We start from the raw sequence: 18,066 nt of genomic DNA, 5'->3' as shown, positions 1-18,066 counted from the left end.
GCCGTGGGAGACAGGGCCTGACATGTGCAGGACCTGTCGTTGCAGACAAATAAAAGGAAGCTATTTGTCCGCCTGATTAATAGTCCCTTGAATTTGTAATAGCCCGGACCCCGCCTATATTTATAAAACGAGCGTTTTGGCGTTCAGGTAAGGGAGTTTATGTGAGCAGGAAACTCTATCAAAAGGCCGGGGGAAGCGGCTTTACATCGGAGTCGGACAGTCGGGTGCGCGCCATTGTCGAAGCGGTGGTGGACGGCATCATCACCATCGACAGCCTGGGCGTTATAGAAACCTTCAATCCCGCCGCCGAGCGCATCTTCGGCTATGACGCGGAAGAAGTCATCGGCTGCAACGTGCACATGCTGATGCCCTCCCCCTTTCGCGAACACCACGACGACTATCTCAGCAATTATCTGCAAACAGGTAAGGCGCAAATCATCGGCATTGGCCGTGAAGTGCTCGGCCAGCGCAAGGACGGCAGTCTGTTCCCTCTCGATCTGGCGGTGACGGAAATGCAGGTGGATGGCCGCCGCATGTTCACCGGCGTGGTGCGCGACATCAGCGAACGCAAAGCCTCCGAATTGGCGTTGCAGGACCGGGAAGCCCGCGTCCGCGCCATCGTCGACACCGTCGTCGACGGCATTATCACTATCGACGGAGCGGGATTGATCGACACCTTCAACCCGGCCGCGGAACGCATCTTTGGATACGCCGCCCGCGACGTGATCGGCGTCAACGTCAAGATCCTGATGCCGGAGCCGTATCACAGCGAACACGATGGCTATATCACCAAGTTCATGCACACCGGTGAGGCGAAGGTCATTGGCATTGGCCGGGAAGTCACCGGTCGTCGCCGCGACGGCTCGACGTTTCCCATGGAGTTGGCGGTAAGCGAGATGACTGTAGAGGGCCGCCGCATGTTCACCGGCGTGGTGCGCGACATCACTGAACGCAAGCGCATGGAGCGGCAAAAAGATGAGTTCGTCGCCACCGTCAGCCATGAGCTGCGCACGCCCCTGACCGCGATTGGCGGCGCATTGGGGCTGGTGCTGGGCAAGCACGGCGGCGAGCTGCCGGAGGTCGTTCATCACATGCTTAAAGTCGCCTATCGCAACTGCGACCGGCTGACGATGCTGATCAACGACATCCTGGAAATTGAAAAACTGGAGTCCGGCGCGCTCAAGTTTGAGCTGGAGGACCTGGATCTGGCGACGCTGGTTCAGCGCAGCCTGGAAGATCACAGGGAATTCGCCGGCAAGTATCAGGTTGAGCTTCGCTTTGCCAACGCCTTGCCCAGATCCTGCGTGCATGTCGATGAACGACGCATTCATCAGGTCATGTCCAACCTGATCTCGAATGCAGTGAAATACTCGCCACGGGGCGGATATGTCGACGTTGGCGTTTCCTGTCTTAAAAGCAAACTGCGCGTCCATGTGAAAGATCACGGCAAAGGCATTCCCGAGGCTTTTCAATCCCGCGTGTTCGAGCGCTTCTCGCAAGCGGACAGTTCCGACACCCGCGAGCAAGGGGGAACCGGACTGGGGCTTAGCATCGCCAAAGCTATCGTAGAGCATCACGGCGGAGAAATTGGCTTCGTTTCCAACGTCGACAAGGGCACTGAATTCTACTTTGACCTTCCCGTTCGCTTGACGCCGATGCAGCCAAAAGCGTCGCGGCATCCTTGCGCGTTGGTTTGTGAGAAGGATAAAGACTTGTCCGAGCTACTGGCGAAAGCCGTGCGCGCTGAAGGCCTATGCTGCGACGTCGCGCCGGATGCAGCGAGCGCCTTGCGCTGCCTGGAGGAAAAGCAATATTGCCTGCTGGTCGTCGACAGCACGATGGTCGACGATGGCGGTTTCACCTTTTTAAGGTCTCTGCAGCATGCGCCCAGCGCCGCTCAACTGCCTTTGGTGGCGATTGCGGAGGACAATTACGCTTCAGAAGCGGACTCCAGGCTGGAAAGCGACGCAGTCACTCCCCTGGCCTGGTTGAGTCGCAGCGTCCCAGGACTCAGTCAGTTCCGGGCCATCATTCATCAGGTGCTGTTAAAGCAAAAGCGACCCTGCATCCTGCACGTGGAGGATGACCACGACCTTGTGCAAGTCGCCCGTTCAGTACTGGAAGAGATCGCCGACATTCATCAGGCGGGCGCCTTGGAGCAGGCGCGACGCATGCTGCAGGAGCAAAAGTACGATCTGGTGATTCTGGACCTGGAGTTGCCGGATGGCCCCGGCGCCGAACTGGTGGATGAGATCAACCCAGATGAAACCCCTGTGGTGATTTTTTCCTCCTATCCTTCCCCGCCGCAACTAACGGCCAAGGTCCAGGCCACGCTAATCAAAGCCGTGGCGGACAACGCCAGGCTACGCATGACTGTGCGCAATCTGTTGAATTTTCAGGATCAGGCGGACGATTCCGATTCGGAGGTCGATGGTCGCTCTCATTCCCGCCTCACTGGTCGAGCCCATAGCGCTGCAGCAGATGACGCCAATCAGGGTGATCGTTGAGTTTCTCCCATTGCGCCTCCATGAAGTCCCTCACCCCCTTTAGATTTTTGGTCACCAACATCTTGCGCTGATAGCTCTGGTGCGGCTTTTTAGACACGTAAAGTTGCGCCCCCACCTGTTCATTCGCCATTAAATAGAACAACTCTTCCCGGGGAATCATGGTCACTTCAATGCGACGCAACAGTAATTTGCCGAAGTTGCTGGAGAAGGAAGAGGCGTCTTCGCGCCTGATGCGCCCCTCCGCCACCAGTTCGTCGATACCGACATAGCGATGCCCCAAGACGCCGCCGAAACTCTTGCCTATCAGCGATTCCGGCCCGTCGTATTCCACCGGCTGCAGTTTGAGAGAAACGATTTCATTGCGCCCCCACACCACGCCTCGGGTCCAATCGTAGCCGACTTCGTCAGGGTCGCCGAACCAGGATGGACTCACCCAGGCCACCACCGCCTGATCGCCCCGCTCCAGATAGTTGTCGATGCGCTTTCTGGGCAAACTTTGCGGCTCAAAACGCCATTTTCCCTGGCTGTTCCTGGTGAGCTCAACACACAATATGCTGGTCAGATCGTAGCCATCGCTATGCAGACCATAGGGCGGAGAGGTGTAGTAGGTCCACACCGGCACAACTGTTTCCGCACGGCTGTAAGCGCCAAGCAACAGCCAGATCATCAATGTCAGCCCGAAACGTCTCGGCATTGGCGATTCATCCCCCCAAATATCAGTCCTTGATGAGGTCAGGTGGTCACTGTGTTAATCAGGGTTACGGCTGCAAGCCGTATTTTTCCAATAACGCGCGCCATTGCGCATCCTCATTCAACGCAGGAAGCTGAGCGTTAATAAAGTCCCGGACCGCCGCCAGCTTTTGCGTCGCCAGAATTTTACGTTCGTATTGCTGATGGGGTTTTGAGGAAATAAACAATCTGTCGCCAAGATTACCTTGCGAAACCATATGAAACAGTTCCCCACGAGGTATCAGCATGGCGTCGAGACGGTTGCTCAGCAGTTTGTCGAGGTTCTTGGAAAATGAGGTAGTGTCTTCCCGCTTAATGCGTCCAGCCTGCACGAGATCGTCGATACCGACATAATGATGTCCCGCCACGCCGCCGAAGCGTTTGCCCTCCAAAGATTCCGGACCGGTATACTCCACCGGACTTTGCCGCAAGGAGACGATCTCATTAGCGCCCCAGATGACACGATGAGTCCAGGCGTACTTGGTCTCTTCCTTATCCTGAAACCACAAGGGATTCGCCCATAGCACCAGCCCCTGCTCGGCGCCGCTCTCCAGATAGTGATTAATGCGTTTGCGGGGCAGATACTGGGGTTTGAAAACCCATTCACCGCCGCTTTTCTCTGTCAGCACCCGGCACAAGGTGGAGGTGAGATCATCCCCTTTGGGATCCACTGCAAAAGGCGGCGAATCATAGTAGGTCCACACCTGAACCGTGGTGGCGGCTTGAGTCAGCGCGCTGAACACCACACAAAACAGCCCAAAACCAGCGAAAATCAAAGAACGTTGCATGCCAGTCCCCCATGTCAGTTAAACCCAGTCAACGAATGGTGAAATTTGAACAATAAGTATAGATCAGGGCGGCAAACTGGCATGGCGGCTATCTGGTTCTACAGGTTTCCACCTGCATCTACCCGCCTCAGTTAAGCGGCAAGCAGCAGCGCATAAACAAAAAAACCGCATGGGCAAAGACGGGCCGCATGCGGGGATGAAGCGAGGTGAAACTGGCCCGCTCTCATCCCTGAGCGCAGGCCGCAAAATTCATTGGCGGTTGGCTCCGCAGATCTATCCACGAAGCCGTTTACAAGTTGATGGAATTAAAATTTGTAACCAACGCCGACCATGTACACCAACGGGTCGATGTCCACGTCGGTTTTGATCTGCGCGCCGGAATCCAGGTCGATCGTGGCGGTAGTGTCGATGCCGATCTTCCAGACCGCCGCGTTAACCACCAGGTTATCGGTCAATTGATAGTCGAAGCCCAACTGGAACGCCGCGCCAAAGGAGTTGTCCAGTTTGATCTTGCCGTCGCCCATGGCGCCTTTGAAATCCGATGTCAGCTCTTCATCAAAGAACAGGGTGTAGTTCACGCCAACGCCCACGTAGGGCTGGAAGGCGTCGCCGGCTTCCATCGGGTAGTACTGTACGCTGACGGTGGGTGGAAGGTGTTTAACCTCCGCCGTTTTCAGATTGTCGCCTGCGACTGAGCCATGAGCGCTGACTTCATGGGAAAACGGCGTCGCCGCCAGTACTTCCAGACCGATATGCTCACGCAACATATAGGTGAAGGTCAAACCCAACTGGGTATTGCTGTCCACTGATACGCTGGAGCCGTCCAAGGAAGCGCCATTTAAACGCAGGGTTGAGCTGTCATCCTGGGGGTCCACCATCGCGGCGCCGACGCGCAGCACCATATCTCCCGGCTGGTGCGCCATCGCGGAGCCCGCGCAGGCCAGCAGTCCCAGAGCCAACATAGATTTACTTAGCTTATGCATAACATACCCCTACTCTTCACATTCAACTGCAAAATTAAGAATTGATGACGGGGCGGGAGTCTATGCCTTTACCGGCGAATAATTATGATTTGGATCAAGTGATTAGGGGTGTTAAGGCGCAGCCCGGGTCAGCCTTGACCCAGATCAACGGACGCGTTCTTTCCGCCCATCGCCCGGCACATATCCCGTTATCTTGCGACGGCGTCGAAGCGTGCTATTCGCTGTTTATTAATCAGGCAGACAAATAGCTTCCTTCTGTTTGTCTACAACGACAGGGCCTGCACATGTCAGGCCCCGCTTTCCGCGGCCCGCCGCCGCGCAGGCGCATTCATGCAGAGTCTCGGCGACGCGCGCCCTGACAGGACGCGCATCGTTGGCGGCAAGATCAATAGACCTGTTCTACGCCGCCTTCATTGACGATCAGTACTTCCACCCGACGGTTGTCAGCGCGGCCTTCCGTGGTGTCATTGTTGGACACCGGGCGCTGCTCGCCGTAGCCCATCGCAGTAATTTTGTCGGAAGGTATGCGACCGATTTCTTTCAACATTCTGGCCACTTCCTCCGCCCGTTTTTGCGACAGCCCCTGGTTCAGCTCGGTAGAGCCGCGATTATCGGTATGGCCGGACACTACAACCTGCGCATTGGGGAACTCTTTCACCGCTTCGATGATTTTATTCACCAGGGCAAAGTTTTCTCCCTGAATCTCGCTTTTTCCAGAGGGGAAATTAAACCCGTGAGCGCGAATCAGTACGTTGTCTTTCTGTCTGTATACATCCGCTTCTTTGTCCGTGAACAGAGATTGCACTACGGCGAACTTGGCGGTGATCGCCTGCTTGCGTCTCTCTTCCCGCTCCTGCTGCGCCATCAGCTCATCCTTCTCTGACGCCGCCCGCATTTCGCGGGTTTTGGCGTTTTCCAGCGCCAGCAGCGCGGAATCGCGATCCGTCATCACGCCCTGGATATTCGAACTCAACTGACGAATCACTTCTTTGTTGGGCTGATCAAAGGGCAACTGTTGATTGATGGGTTTCGCGGCTGTCGCCAGTTGCTGTTGATACCACAGCACCTTGTCTTCCTCGTTGAAGTCGGATTCATCGAAGTATTTAACGGTGTCGGCGATATACTCAGCGCGCATGACGTTCCACAAAGCTTTCTGCGCATGACTCTGCGCCCGCTCAGTATCGGTTCTGTCCGCATCCAGGATTTTCAGCGCCAACTGATACTCTTCCTGCGCCATTTCCATGGTTTTCGGCGCCAGATCATCAATGTCGCGACTTCTGGCTGATTCCAGCGCGTCCCGGGCCAGATCCACGATATTGCCCTTGAGCGCGTTTAATTCCGCCTGGGAATACAGGCGCGCGACTTCCGCACGACCGGCTTTGGCGTCTTCAATATTGCCTTTTTCAATCATACCGGTAAGTTTGATGAGGTTATCCTCCGCTTTCATAAACTCTGCGGGGATCATTTTGTCGGCATTGGCCGACAGGGCTTTCTGACGGGCGTTCAGCACATCTTCAAGATTATAGGCGGCGACATCCGCATTGGTGCGGGCTTCGCTGATGGAGGCCAGTCCCTGTCTGGCGATGCCGGTGGCTTTGGCGTTATCGGCCTGAGCCCATTGCAGAGCGTCCTGATAGGACTTTCTGGCCTGGCTGTAGCGCTGCGGCGACAATACGTTGAGATTCTGTGATTTCCCCTGCTCAACCTGATCCCTCAGTTCTTCCAGGGCGGGATATTGCTGGTAGGCGGCCTGCTCAGTGAGCGCGGTCTGCGAAGCGCAGCCAGTGAGCGTAACGGCGGTGATTACTGCGGCGAGATAGGCGTCTACTCCTTTCATTCTGAAGTCTCCTTACGATGGTTGGATACTTACATCGTGTTGACTGATTTTTACGGCTTGAAACCAGTTATACGGTAAGTAGATACAACATAGATTTATTTTTGTTCGATTCTCCTGAACATCCTTGGAGGGTCACAGCACAGAGTAGTCAAGAAAGTCAGGAACCGCCATTAATTGCGGTCCTGATCGACTTAGTGAGTTGTACCTAGAGAAGCGCCTGTGAGTGGCTTGTGAGCGGCGCCGAAGAAAGAAGAATCACCAGCCCTGAATACGGGGCCAGATTTCCAGCAGATGGTTGGCGTCGTCCAGCACGTGATATTGCAGGAACTGTCCCGCCGTGGCGCAGGCGTGATTGGGAAGGATGCGCAGGCGCGCGCCAATGGGCAGATCCGGAAGCGCCTTGCCGCTGCCCTCACGCATGCTCAGGATGCCGTGTTCCTGATTGACGGCGCTCACCAACAGGTCGTCAATGACCCGCCCCTGTTCATCGCACACCACGCCATACAGTTGGTCCACCTTCTGCCCCGCCGTGCCGCGGTCCCGGGACAAGGCCGACCAGCCCGCATCCACAAAGATCCAGCCTTTGGCCTGATTGTGTCCAGTGACGGTGGTCACCACCGACAACGCGATGTCATCCAGCTTGCATACGCCGACGCCCGCCATCACCAGGTCAAAGAAGGTATACACTCCGGCCCGTACTTCCGTCACGCCTTCCAGATTAGTGAAAGACAACGCCGCCGGCGTCGAGCCGACGCTCACCTCAGGACAGGCCACGCCCGCATCGCGCAACGCCTGCGCTGCGGCCACCGCCGCCTTGCGTTCCTGTTCCGCGGCGGCGGCCAACTGTTCCGGCGTATCGCAACCGTAGGTTCCGCCGGAATGACTCATTACGCCGCGCACCTCCACTCCTGCTTCATGCATCAGGCGTCCAATAGTGACCAGTTCGGGATCATCCGCAGGCAAACCGGCGCGATGCCCGTCGCAGTCCACCTCGATATAAACAGGAATATTGACCTCCTTTTCCCGACAAAAAGCGACGACCATTTCGGCCTGCTGGCGACTGTCCAACAGAATGGAAATATTGACGCCTTTACGCTGTAGCGCCAGCACCCGGGGCGCCTTTTGCGGGGAAATGCCGACGGCGTAGAGTAAATCCGTATACCCCGCCTCCGCAAAGGCTTCCGCCTCTTTCAGGGTGGACACCGTCGCTGGGTCCTGCTTGCTCGCCATCACCAGCGCCGCAGCGGGAACAGACTTAATTGTCTTCAAGTGAGGGCGCAGTCTTACGTTAAACGGCTGCAGATAGGCGCGCATGCGCGCAATGTTGGCGTTGAAGCGGGACTTGTCCACCGCCAGAAACGGCGTGTCGATCGTATTCAATCCCTCTGTAGGCGTTGTGTTCACAAAGTTCTCCCGTTACGGTTACCCATTCATACCAGCGCGCAGATTATTGGTCTGCGCTCATTCAACGTCGCCCTATTCAACATCGCCATAGGCGCTGGCCAGCACCACCACGTAGCCATCCGGATCGCGTAGCCAGATTTCCCGATGCTGGGCGCGGGGGTTCAGTTTCGGCCCTTCCAGGATGTCCGCCTGCAGCGTTTTGGCCCGCGCCACCGCCGCATCGAACTTATCCACCTGAAACCATAACAGCACGCCGTAACCATGTGGCGCGGCGTCCGGGTCGCCCAGGTTAGGATGATCGTGGGCATGCCAGGCGTGCAGCTGCATAAACATTTCCTCGCCCTGCACCAGCTGTTCATATTCCGGGCCGCCATGCCCGCTCCGGCAGTCGAGCAATGTCTGATACCAACGACTGCTGGCGGCCACATCGCGAACGGCGATAAGCGTTTGCGCTTTCATCTTACGCTCCTTATCCATGCATGAAGAAACAAGATTAAGTTATTGTTTATGCTATATAAAGACTAATTTCCTAGCGTCTCTTTGTCTCGCACCAGTCGCAACGCCAACGGAAACCGCTCCGTGTGCCCGTCAATATCTCCGGTCATAAAGTCGACGAAGTAATACAGGATAGGAACCTCTTCGACCTGAGTCTGGCTCCAGTATGGGCTGCCCTCTCCCAAGTCCCGCACATCCGGAAAAACTTCGGCGTTGATCGCCGGTTCCGAACAGCCTCGCCGCACCAGGCTGTATAGCTCTTCGATTGTCGGAATGCGCCAGCCCTGCCCCTGCTGTTCCGCAAAATGGCGCGCTCCCGCCAAAGTGGAGATTTTCACCTTCCCCACGCAGCCCGCGCCTTCCCGCCAGATCAGCCCCATACTGCAGCGGCTCCAGATCAGCCCGGTTTTCGTATCATAGGCTTCTTCGCCCTTCAGAACGAATTGGGAGGTAGGCGTAACCTCAGAGGAGCACTCTTCCAGCGCTGCGACGACGGCTGACGGCAGACCAAGTGCGAGCAGAAAAAGCAGTCTATTTATATTCAATAACATATAGTTAAACCATATTTTTAAAGTAATAGATTATACTTTCGAGCAGTCTATCACTCATACTGGCGGGACGCCGTTAACAAACTGTCAGCTTATCCCTTGCGGATTCGTCAAGCTGGCCTCTCGCACGGTCAGGTGCACAAACTCCAGTTTCTGCAACACCTGCGGTCCCAGCACAAAGGGATACGCATGGGCGTGGCCCATACTGCGGTTCAGGCTGTTGAGCGCGAAAGTAAGGGGCAGCCAGTGGTCCACCAGCACGGAGAACGCAGGCTGATTGTAGGGGTCGAAGTCATGGCGCACGTCCAGATTAGCGCCATCGCCAGCGCGGGGTTGAATCATCAGACCGAACTGATACGCCGTCTCCAGGGTGTCGATCATATGCAGGTAATGCGCCCAGGTTTCCGCCCAATCTTCCCAAGGGTGACTGCTGGCGTAGGCGCTGACGAAGCGTTGCGTCCAGTTTGACGGCGGCGCGGACTGATAATGACGCTCCAGCGCCTCGCTGTAATTCTGGGTTTCATCACCGAACTGGCGGCGAAAAGCCGGTAACCGGTCGCTATTCCGTATCAGTCGGTCCCAATAATAGTGTCCTGACTCATGGCGAAAGTGGCCCAGGATCGTACGATACGGTTCGCCCATCTGCTCCCGCATGCTCACCCGCACCGCCGGGTCCGCTTCAGCAATATTCAGGGTGATGACACCCAGGGCATGGCCGGTCATCACCCTGCCGCGCTCGTTGAAACTGGGATCGGGGTCCGCCAGAAAATCAAACGCCAGCCCGGCGTCATCCTGACTGCGGGGCGTCAATGGAAGGCCCAGGCGCAGCAAGGTGAACGCCAGACGACGCTTCTCCGTCTCCAACGTACGCCACAACGGGAGATTTTCCGCAATGCTCAGGTCCGGTATGGTCCGGTTGAGCTGACAGGCGGCGCACAGGTCCACGGGCTCATCCGCGTTCAGCATCCAGTTGCAAGCGGCGTGAACGGCGTAATTGGAGCACTGCTTGTAGCGCCCATACGTCCCCCCTTCGCGCCGCCAACCCCCTTCTCCATCAGGGGTAAACGCCGCCATGACCATCTCATCGGATACAAACCCCAGGGTGGCGCCGCAACGGATGCAGGCGACGTTTTCAAAATAGACGAGATTACCGCATGTCGGACAGGTGAATAATTTCATAAAAGGCGTGGCTCCCTGCGACCTTCAATTGATGAGTCAGCGAAGATTCCAAGCGCGCCCTGAACGCCGGCGCGCTGATCCAGTATAACTTTTTAGCTTTGCAGCGCCTGCATAATGGTGGGCCTGAAGATAAAAAATACAGCGCCCAGAATACACAATCCCGCCCACAAAAAATCCAGTCTAAGCGGCTCCTTCATATAGAAAAAAGCGAATGGAATGAACACACTTAGCGTAATAACTTCCTGCAATATCTTAAGTTGCCCCAAACTGAGTTCGCCGTAACCAATACGGTTGGCGGGCACCTGAAGCAGGTACTCGAACAAGGCGATACCCCAGCTCACCAGCGCGGCGATAATCCAGGGCTTGTTGTTCAGCTCTTTCAGATGCGCATACCAGGCGAAGGTCATAAAGATATTACTGGCGAGCAGCAGAAACACGCTCGCGACGACAGGAGAAATAGTCGGCCACATAGACAACCAGCGATATAAAGAAGATGGATGATAACGAGAAAGACAAGCCGAAACGGCTTAGCCCGCGCCACAGAAAGCGGCGTCAGGCGTAACACATTTCATCACAACCCGGCTGTGTGTCAATAGTTGCGTGTCGACAAGAAAATTGAGCGCCGCGATGCGTTAACTGGTCGCCGCTTCCAGCGCCTCATCCTCGGCGCCCTGATCCGAGTAGGCCGGAAACCGATCCAGCTCCTCCATCGCCCTCACCTGCGCGACGTTTTCGGGACTCACCAATACTTCTACGCGCACCAGCCCCAGCGCTTCCAGGCGCTTGGCGTAATTGGCCAGCACATTCTTTTCAATCTGGCCAATGCGGGTGTTGGACAGCCCTGTGCGTCGCACGATCAGCTTCCTGCGAACGCGTTTGACCAATAAGTCATGCGCGATAATACGATTGGATTCGGCCAGTTCCATGCCGGAGATGGCGATCCGGAATTGTTCTTCTGTCATGGGAGCGATTACCACCTGGATCGTTTAAAGAGATGCGTCCTTAAGCTTGATTAATGTCTCGGCGTCGCCGCTGCTATCGAAACGGCAATATACCCTAAGCATATCAGAGATATAAATGGGGATTATTGTTGTAGTTTAAAGTATTAAGATAAATCAATTGCGTTACCAGGTAACATATTAGAAAATGAGCAAAATTCATGCAGGTTGCCACGATGCGAAAGAAGTACGACATTCAAGCGCTGGATTATGAATACGCCAAACGCTGGATCGACAATAAATTCCGCGACGCCGCCTTCCCCGGCGGAGCCGACGCCGCCCCCGAACGCCGCAAACGCGCCGCCAGGGCGTTGACCCGCGCCGGCAGCCACAGCTCCCTGAACGCCTGGTGCGAAAAGTGGATGACGTCAAAAGAATGGAACGCCATGAAAAACGCCATCCGCGCCGCCCGCCTGCGCCGGGAAAAGCAAAGAGGAACCGCCATCCCCACCCGAGGCGTGGACTTGAACGTCATGGCCCACCAAATCGTCAGCGCCCTCGCCAAAGCCGAGGGCGTGACCATTAGCGAATTGATTGAAATGAAGCTGAAAAAAGACTACGCGAAGTTAAAGAAGTCACGCTAACTCCGAAGACACCCCCCCTCCCATCGCTGCAGGTCGTTTCAGCCCGCCGCCTGCGCCTGATTGCCCCTCCGCCAATGCCAATCTGAACTAATTTCATACAACAATAAGTTGCGCCTAGTATCTAATTCGCCTCATTTTTTTTACACGTTCCAAGTGGAAGAACCAAAGAAGGGGCGCTAGGATTTATTTACAGAAGTCATAAAAGCGCAGTCAGGTATAACAATAAACTTTTTCAAGGGAACTTCATGGACGACAATACGCTTCATAACAACCAAGAAAAATCCGTTGCAACGTTACTTGTTGAGGCGCTGAAGAGCAGCCCGCAACAATACATCCTGACCTATCTGAATAAAGGCGGAGAGCTTGGGGAAACCCGGTATACTCCTGCTCAATTACTCGCGGAAAGCGCCGAATACGCAGAACGCTTGCGCTGCGCCATGAACGGCGCTCAGACAGCGTTGCTCTCTATGGAGCCGGGCTGCCATTTTGTGGTGGCATTGCTGGGATGCCTATTTTCCGGCACAACGGCCATTCCTGTGCCGGCGCCCAGGTCGACCAAGGAGATGAGCCGGTTGCAGGCGATTATGGGAGACAGCCATACTCGCCATGTTATCTGCGACTCAAACACGCTGGCGTATTTCCAACAGGAAGCCGCAGGCGCCGATGGGCTTCAGTTAATCCATATTGCAACGGGCGCGAACGAAGTCGACAGCCAGCCCCCCTCCCTCCTTTCGGAACCGAAGATTACGCCGTTCGCATCACCGCATGAGCCCGTTATCATTCAATACACCTCCGGCTCGACCAAAGCGCCAAGAGGCGTCAAAGTTTCAGAGAAAAACATTCTCGCAAACCAGCGTATTTCCGCGGAAAAGTGGCGCTTCGCCGCCGAGAAGAACATGTTGTCCTGGCTGCCTCATTACCATGATATGGGATTGTTCGGGAGCATCATTTATCCACTTATGTCAGGCATGCAATGCGTCCTGATGAGCCCGGTCGATTTTATTAAGCAACCATTACGCTGGTTATTCGCCGTCAGCAAATACCGCGCAGCCATCAGCGGCGGACCCGCCTTCGCCTATCAATTATGTCTGGATATAGCGCCAGATGATTTTATCAAAGGGATAGACCTGTCCTGCTGGCAGGCCGCCTACTGCGGCGCGGATTATGTACCCCACCAGCTACTTGAAAATGTGAGAAAACGGCTCAGCGTAGCGGGCTTACATCCTCGCTCCGTGCTTGCCTGTTACGGCCTCGCCGAGAGCACGCTCTATGTGGGGGGAGAAAAGGTCTGGGAGGACTTACCTGAGGTTTTCGCCCACCGCAGCAATGAACTCACCACTTGCGAGGGGTGCTATCTTGGACAGACCTTTGATCACATAAGAATTCTATCGACGGAGGGTGGTAAAGATAAGGAGCCGGGGGAAACCGGCAAGATTTTTATCAGCAGCGACAGCGTGACGGACGGTTACGTCAACGCGCCATTACCTGTCTTTGAGGAAGGCGGTAGAGCTTGGCTGGACACGGGCGATATTGGCTTCATCAAAGACAACTACTTGTTCATCACCGGACGCGAAAAAGACATGGTGGTTGTCCATGGCAAAAACGTATTCACCAATGATCTGGCGCTGAATGCGGCCAACATCATCCACACGCTGAACCCCAACGCCTGCGTGCTTTACAAGCGCGAGCCCGACCATCGTCTGACCATGTTGATTGAAACCAAAAACAAAACAGCCGAGTTCGATGAAGAGAAGGTCGCCTTGATTAAGCGTCAGGTATTTGACGAATTCGGAGTCAGCCTTATTGACGTATCCATACTTCCAAGAGGATCCATGCCCCGAACGTCAAGCGGCAAGGTGCAGGCGGATCTGGTTCGTCGCAGCTACGCGGAACAGGTTGTATGAGGCCAGAGGCGATACAAAACCAGGAGTTAGCCCTCAAGCTTTTAAACCATAAGAAAATGGCCGCATTTTCCATCGCAGACTATGTGGAAAAGCTGAATCATGAAAGCGAAGAGGACTTCTCTTATCTTCTCCGCGTCGTTCGCGCCATGCTGTCATTCATGGAGGGCCCAGCGCATCTCGCGTTGAAAAAAGTCGCGCTGTCCTCGCTGCAGCAAGGGCTTGTGACGATGGATAAGCAAAGTCTGCTGGTCGCCGTGCGGGAGCTGTTGTTGCAACTCAAGCAAAGGTCGCAGGTGGATTTGGTCTGCGACCTGTGTGACCCGCTCTTTATTGCAATGATCAGCAAGCTGTTTGGTCTTGATATCCCTGATCGAGAAAAATTCCTGGCGCTGATCGACGCAACCGCGGCCATTACTGAGCCACTATTGCCAATAAGGCGCTTGAAAGTGCTGCAAAACGCCTTTTTATCCCTGCGGGACATGATCAACGGTCAATGGCGGGCGCTCCGCCCCGGAATCCTTCTGGCGATGCAACAGCAGGGCGATCACCTGGATCAGGAGGAGTTGCTGATATTAATGGCGACGTTAGTGATAGCGTCTCGCACCACAACGGAAACACTGGCGGGGATTCTGTTCGAAAACAGCAAGGAGCCAGGCTTTCATCATGCGTTGCTGAGCGATCCTCAGTGGGTTGAGGAACATATTGAGGGAATGGTGAGGCTTTGCGCTTCTACAGAGTACTTGACCCGCGTCGCCAAAGAGCCGGTCCAGATGGATGAGCTATCCATCGCAGCGGAGGAGCAGATTCTCATTCATGTCCCTTCCGCAAACCGTGACCCAAACTATTATCCCGACAGCTGTTTTTCAGGGCTGGAACGTAGTCGTCAATGTCGCCACATCGCCTTTGGCGGCGGTAGCCATCGTTGCCCCGGAGCCAATCTGGCCAAGGTTTACCTTAGCGCAGTGATCCCTGTCATATATTCGACTTTGACACGGATCGCAATAAATCCCGAGACTGTGCGGTACAAACAGTCCACCTTCGCCAAACGACCAGCGAGTATCCCGGCCTATGTTTGCTGAAGAAGAGACGCAAACGCGCAGAAGTAAATTTGAAGATAAGAACGGCATCCTCATTCTCGATGACTATCACGAGGCCGCGACCGTCTTATCAGATAAAGCCTTCCGAGTCCCTGATCTCCCCGGCTTTCTTCGCAAGTTGGAAGCCCACGCCCCTGTAGACTTGCGCTTTCTGAAACTGTACGTCGATAACTCGCCGTTTTTCCTGGAAGGGCCAAAGCATAAGCAGCTACGGGATGTTTGTCTTCGCCACCTCAGCGGGCAAGCGTTGAAAGAGATGGATGACGTCATCGTCACTCAAACCGGCCTTATTCTGGATAATCTGCCCAATACGTCCTTTGATGTTATCGCCCTTGTTGGGAAACCCATATTCACCCGGATTATCAAGCCGCTGCTGGGATTGGCGCCGCTTGAAAGCGAAAAATTCGATCGCTTGGCCATGGTTCTGCAACGTCTGATAGAACCAATGCTGTCCTTGAATAATCTGGCGCGTATAAATAACGAACTGGAATGGCTGACCCAACAGATCCAGCGGCAACTTGAGATGGGGCCGCCTGCAGGCGGCATGTTGGCGGAGTTAATGGCGGATAAGGATACGCCGCTATCCGATGAGGAGAAAGTCGCTCTCGTCATTACTCTCTATGCAGCGGTGGCGCCTCTGGCGCAAACCCTTTGTAATATAATTGAAGTCCTGTACAGAGATGGCCCTCCTCCCTCTTCTGAACCACTGCAAATGTTAGAAAGTCTACCGTACATTATTCACCAGTGCGCCGCGCCGCGATTTATTCATCGGGTGGCGGCGCAACCGCGCAAGTTAGGAAGCATCACTATCCGCCAAGGCGATACCGTCATGATTGATATCACCAAAGCGGCCCTGACAGAAATTGATGTCCCAGGCGGGCGCTTGAGACACTACAGCTTTGGTCATGGCGCGCACTTCTGCATTGGCGCACCGCTGTCCAAACGCATCATCAATGAATTTATTCCAAGATTTTTAAAGCAGTTCCCTCGCTTGCAAGTGCTCAACAAGCAGTACGACGAGAGTAATCACATCGCCAGAGCATTAACTTCATTAACTGTGAGCCCTGATCAATGAAACTAGAAAAAGAATACATCGTGAGTTTTATCCTTGATCGCGCATCAGAACTGACCAAAACGTCCCGGGAACAGCTCTTTGGCGATACGCCGCTGGCTTCGATCGGTGTGGATTCATTATATGCGGTGTTGATTTGCGGACGCCTTGAAGATCATTTCGGAATCGAGATTGAGCCTATCGTCATGTTCGAATACCGCACTGCCAATGAGGTCGCCGACGCGCTGTTGAAGATGGCGCAACCTGTATGAATCGTTACTACATTGGGCTGTCCACCTCCGGTCATGACCCCTCCTTCAGCATTGTAAACAGCGACGGGCAAGTGATTTTCGCCGAGGCGACCGAACGCTTTCTACAGGACAAGAGAGCCTGGGGCGTCATGCCGGATCATATCGGACATATAGAGAGCGCCCTGAAACCCTTAATAGCTAAAGACCGCCACGCAGAGTTTCTGGTCGCCACCAGCTGGAAATCCATCAAGGAAGAGTTACCGGTGGAAATATCCGATGCGCTGTTGCCCGCCTCTCTCGGTGAATGGATTAGGCGTCAGCAGGGCTACGTGCAAGCCAAAGCGGGCAATCATTGTCGAATGATGCTGGGTGAACGTATGTTGGGCGAGGTGCGTCACTATGATCATCATATGTGCCACGCCGCCAACGCGCTGTACTCCTCGCCATTCATAGACGGTCTTTGCCTGGTATTGGATGGCGAAGGCGAAGTCGGCGCCGCCAGCTTATTCGAATTGAACGATGGCGCGTTGAAAAGGGCTTGGCGCTCATGGGGGCCTGGCAGTTTAGGCGCTCTTTATGGCTGGCTGACGGAGCTGTGCGGATTCAGCACCCGTCACGGAGAAGAATGGAAGGTAATGGGATTGGCGGCCTACGGTCAGGCGGATGAGAGGCTAGTCGCCGAAATCAAGTCAATCATGCAAGTCGAGGCAGGCCGGCTGCTGCTATCCGACACAGACCGGATCAAGACTGTCGTATGTTCTTTGCAGCGACTCGCCAGAAAACCTGAAGACCCAATATTAAGCCAGACCCGTCTCGCGATGTCCGCCCAACAGGCCTATAAGGAGCTCGTCGACCAAATCCTATACGATATAAAGGATCAATACCCCGATACCTCCAACCTGCTGCTCTCCGGCGGCTGTGCGCTGAACTCCCTCTACAACGGCGGCATCAAGCGACAGCATGGCTTCGAGCAGGTCCATGCGCCGTCAGCGCCAGCGGATGATGGCAATTCTCTAGGCGCCGCCATCCTTGCCTGGGCGGAGGATAACAAAGCGACGCGATTGTCCCATGGCCATTTATCGCCTTATCTCGGTTCATCAATCGCCGCCGCAGATATTGACGCAATTGCGCGCCATTCAGGACTTGCAGTCACGCCGCTTCCTGAGGGGAGCGTGGATTTGATCGCCAAGGAACTCGCCGCAGGAAAAGTCATCGGCGTAGCCCGGGGTCGCGCGGAGTTTGGTCCACGGGCGCTGGGAAACCGGTCTATATTGGCTGACCCCAGGGACCCGGAAATGAAAGACAGAATTAACGGAATCATTAAAGGTAGAGAGTCATATCGTCCTTTCGCTCCCGCTTTACCTGAAGAACTGGTTCAGGATTGGTTTGATGACGCCCAGCCCTCCCCCTATATGTCTTTCGCGCTTCCGTGGAAGGAAGATAAACGTTCACAGGTTCCCGCTGTGGTGCATAATGATGGGACAGGGCGACTGCAAAGCGTCTCCGCCAGCGTGTCGCCCTGGTTTCATAGTCTGCTGCACGCCTTTGGCGGAATAACCAACGCGCCGGTCCTCTTGAACACCAGTTTCAACGTGATGGGAAAACCCATTATCCATTCGGCTCACGACGCCGTTTCGGTGTTGATGTCCACAGGCCTGGATGCGATTCTTCTAGACGCTCATTACATTCAGAAAAAGAGGTAACGCGGAGA

Annotated in this window: 17 protein-coding genes; 7 read left to right on the top strand and 10 right to left on the bottom strand. The window is 55.0% G+C overall.

Annotated features, from left to right (window positions below; all coding sequences use genetic code 11):
• The first annotated feature begins 161 nt into the window (after positions 1-161).
• Positions 162-2,507: a PAS domain S-box protein gene (locus tag O5O45_RS09490; RefSeq protein ID WP_305904972.1), complete on the top strand. Its 2,346-nt coding sequence runs from the start codon at positions 162-164 to the stop codon at positions 2,505-2,507.
• Here the strand turns inward: O5O45_RS09490 and O5O45_RS09485 are convergent.
• The 10 genes from O5O45_RS09485 to O5O45_RS09440 form a co-directional block, all read right to left on the bottom strand.
• Positions 2,452-3,201 (bottom strand): amino acid ABC transporter substrate-binding protein, encoded by a 750-nt coding sequence (locus O5O45_RS09485; protein WP_305904971.1) that lies wholly within the window; start codon positions 3,199-3,201, stop codon positions 2,452-2,454. The two genes, O5O45_RS09490 and O5O45_RS09485, sit on opposite strands and share 56 nt — an antisense overlap.
• A gap of 64 nt (positions 3,202-3,265) precedes the next feature.
• Positions 3,266-4,024: a substrate-binding periplasmic protein gene (locus O5O45_RS09480; protein WP_305904970.1), complete on the bottom strand. Its 759-nt coding sequence runs from the start codon at positions 4,022-4,024 to the stop codon at positions 3,266-3,268.
• 305 nt (positions 4,025-4,329) lie between these two features.
• Positions 4,330-5,007, bottom strand: coding sequence for an OmpW/AlkL family protein (locus tag O5O45_RS09475; RefSeq protein ID WP_305904969.1), 678 nt, complete (start codon positions 5,005-5,007; stop codon positions 4,330-4,332).
• A 385-nt stretch (positions 5,008-5,392) separates the two neighbouring features.
• Complete coding sequence (locus tag O5O45_RS09470; protein WP_305904968.1) at positions 5,393-6,844, bottom strand: OmpA family protein; 1,452 nt, start codon at positions 6,842-6,844, stop codon at positions 5,393-5,395.
• A 255-nt stretch (positions 6,845-7,099) separates the two neighbouring features.
• Entirely contained in the window at positions 7,100-8,248 is a 1,149-nt protein-coding gene (locus tag O5O45_RS09465; RefSeq protein WP_305904967.1) for a DSD1 family PLP-dependent enzyme, read from the bottom strand.
• Positions 8,249-8,320: 72 nt separating this feature from the next.
• Positions 8,321-8,707 (bottom strand): VOC family protein, encoded by a 387-nt coding sequence (locus O5O45_RS09460; RefSeq protein ID WP_305904966.1) that lies wholly within the window; start codon positions 8,705-8,707, stop codon positions 8,321-8,323.
• Positions 8,708-8,769: 62 nt separating this feature from the next.
• Positions 8,770-9,294 carry an Lcl C-terminal domain-containing protein gene (locus O5O45_RS09455; RefSeq protein WP_305904965.1) on the bottom strand — a complete coding sequence of 175 codons (525 nt, stop codon included), beginning with the start codon at positions 9,292-9,294 and terminating at the stop codon, positions 8,770-8,772.
• Between the two features lie 84 nt (positions 9,295-9,378).
• On the bottom strand, positions 9,379-10,470 hold the full coding sequence (locus tag O5O45_RS09450) for a zinc-binding metallopeptidase family protein (protein ID WP_305904964.1): 1,092 nt from the start codon (positions 10,468-10,470) through the stop codon (positions 9,379-9,381).
• A 92-nt stretch (positions 10,471-10,562) separates the two neighbouring features.
• A complete protein-coding gene (locus O5O45_RS09445; protein WP_371747984.1) occupies positions 10,563-10,940 on the bottom strand; it encodes a DMT family protein in 378 nt (125 codons plus the stop codon).
• 162 nt (positions 10,941-11,102) lie between these two features.
• The gene (locus tag O5O45_RS09440) at positions 11,103-11,432 is read right to left on the bottom strand and encodes a transcriptional regulator KorA (protein ID WP_305904963.1); all 330 of its coding nucleotides are present in this window, start codon (positions 11,430-11,432) and stop codon (positions 11,103-11,105) included.
• Between the two features lie 212 nt (positions 11,433-11,644).
• Here O5O45_RS09440 and O5O45_RS09435 point away from each other — a divergent pair, with 212 nt between their 5' ends.
• The 6 genes from O5O45_RS09435 to O5O45_RS09410 all read left to right on the top strand — a co-directional run bounded on the left by O5O45_RS09435 (position 11,645) and on the right by O5O45_RS09410 (position 18,058).
• Entirely contained in the window at positions 11,645-12,052 is a 408-nt protein-coding gene (locus tag O5O45_RS09435; protein WP_305904962.1) for a hypothetical protein, read from the top strand.
• 245 nt (positions 12,053-12,297) lie between these two features.
• Positions 12,298-13,956, top strand: coding sequence for an AMP-binding protein (locus O5O45_RS09430; RefSeq protein ID WP_305904961.1), 1,659 nt, complete (start codon positions 12,298-12,300; stop codon positions 13,954-13,956).
• A 56-nt stretch (positions 13,957-14,012) separates the two neighbouring features.
• Positions 14,013-15,035, top strand: a complete 1,023-nt coding sequence (locus O5O45_RS09425; protein WP_305904960.1) for a cytochrome P450 — start codon at positions 14,013-14,015, stop codon at positions 15,033-15,035.
• The gene (locus O5O45_RS09420) at positions 15,025-16,128 is read left to right on the top strand and encodes a cytochrome P450 (protein WP_305904959.1); all 1,104 of its coding nucleotides are present in this window, start codon (positions 15,025-15,027) and stop codon (positions 16,126-16,128) included. The genes O5O45_RS09425 and O5O45_RS09420 overlap by 11 nt, the downstream gene beginning before the upstream one ends.
• Positions 16,125-16,376: an acyl carrier protein gene (locus O5O45_RS09415; RefSeq protein WP_216736267.1), complete on the top strand. Its 252-nt coding sequence runs from the start codon at positions 16,125-16,127 to the stop codon at positions 16,374-16,376. The genes O5O45_RS09420 and O5O45_RS09415 overlap by 4 nt, the downstream gene beginning before the upstream one ends.
• The gene (locus O5O45_RS09410) at positions 16,373-18,058 is read left to right on the top strand and encodes a carbamoyltransferase family protein (RefSeq protein ID WP_305904958.1); all 1,686 of its coding nucleotides are present in this window, start codon (positions 16,373-16,375) and stop codon (positions 18,056-18,058) included. Before O5O45_RS09415 ends, O5O45_RS09410 begins: the two co-directional genes overlap by 4 nt.
• Positions 18,059-18,066: the final 8 nt, after the last annotated feature.

It is taken from the genome of Hahella sp. HNIBRBA332 (assembly GCF_030719035.1).
In the GTDB taxonomy this organism is placed as follows: domain Bacteria; phylum Pseudomonadota; class Gammaproteobacteria; order Pseudomonadales; family Oleiphilaceae; genus Hahella.
The sequence above is the reverse complement of the archived record's forward strand: the minus strand, read 5'-3'. Positions and strand labels throughout refer to the sequence as shown.

Coding starts and splice junctions, on each gene's coding strand:
- O5O45_RS09470 (WP_305904968.1), bottom strand. CDS start 6,844: ATGAAAGGAGTAGACGCCTATCTCGCCGCAGTAATCACCGCCGTTACG.
- O5O45_RS09480 (WP_305904970.1), bottom strand. CDS start 4,024: ATGCAACGTTCTTTGATTTTCGCTGGTTTTGGGCTGTTTTGTGTGGTG.
- O5O45_RS09435 (WP_305904962.1), top strand. CDS start 11,645: ATGCGAAAGAAGTACGACATTCAAGCGCTGGATTATGAATACGCCAAA.
- O5O45_RS09460 (WP_305904966.1), bottom strand. CDS start 8,707: ATGAAAGCGCAAACGCTTATCGCCGTTCGCGATGTGGCCGCCAGCAGT.
- O5O45_RS09475 (WP_305904969.1), bottom strand. CDS start 5,007: ATGCATAAGCTAAGTAAATCTATGTTGGCTCTGGGACTGCTGGCCTGC.
- O5O45_RS09410 (WP_305904958.1), top strand. CDS start 16,373: ATGAATCGTTACTACATTGGGCTGTCCACCTCCGGTCATGACCCCTCC.
- O5O45_RS09485 (WP_305904971.1), bottom strand. CDS start 3,201: ATGCCGAGACGTTTCGGGCTGACATTGATGATCTGGCTGTTGCTTGGC.
- O5O45_RS09430 (WP_305904961.1), top strand. CDS start 12,298: ATGGACGACAATACGCTTCATAACAACCAAGAAAAATCCGTTGCAACG.
- O5O45_RS09420 (WP_305904959.1), top strand. CDS start 15,025: ATGTTTGCTGAAGAAGAGACGCAAACGCGCAGAAGTAAATTTGAAGAT.
- O5O45_RS09450 (WP_305904964.1), bottom strand. CDS start 10,470: ATGAAATTATTCACCTGTCCGACATGCGGTAATCTCGTCTATTTTGAA.
- O5O45_RS09455 (WP_305904965.1), bottom strand. CDS start 9,294: ATGTTATTGAATATAAATAGACTGCTTTTTCTGCTCGCACTTGGTCTG.
- O5O45_RS09415 (WP_216736267.1), top strand. CDS start 16,125: ATGAAACTAGAAAAAGAATACATCGTGAGTTTTATCCTTGATCGCGCA.
- O5O45_RS09425 (WP_305904960.1), top strand. CDS start 14,013: ATGGCCGCATTTTCCATCGCAGACTATGTGGAAAAGCTGAATCATGAA.
- O5O45_RS09445 (WP_371747984.1), bottom strand. CDS start 10,940: ATGTGGCCGACTATTTCTCCTGTCGTCGCGAGCGTGTTTCTGCTGCTC.
- O5O45_RS09440 (WP_305904963.1), bottom strand. CDS start 11,432: ATGACAGAAGAACAATTCCGGATCGCCATCTCCGGCATGGAACTGGCC.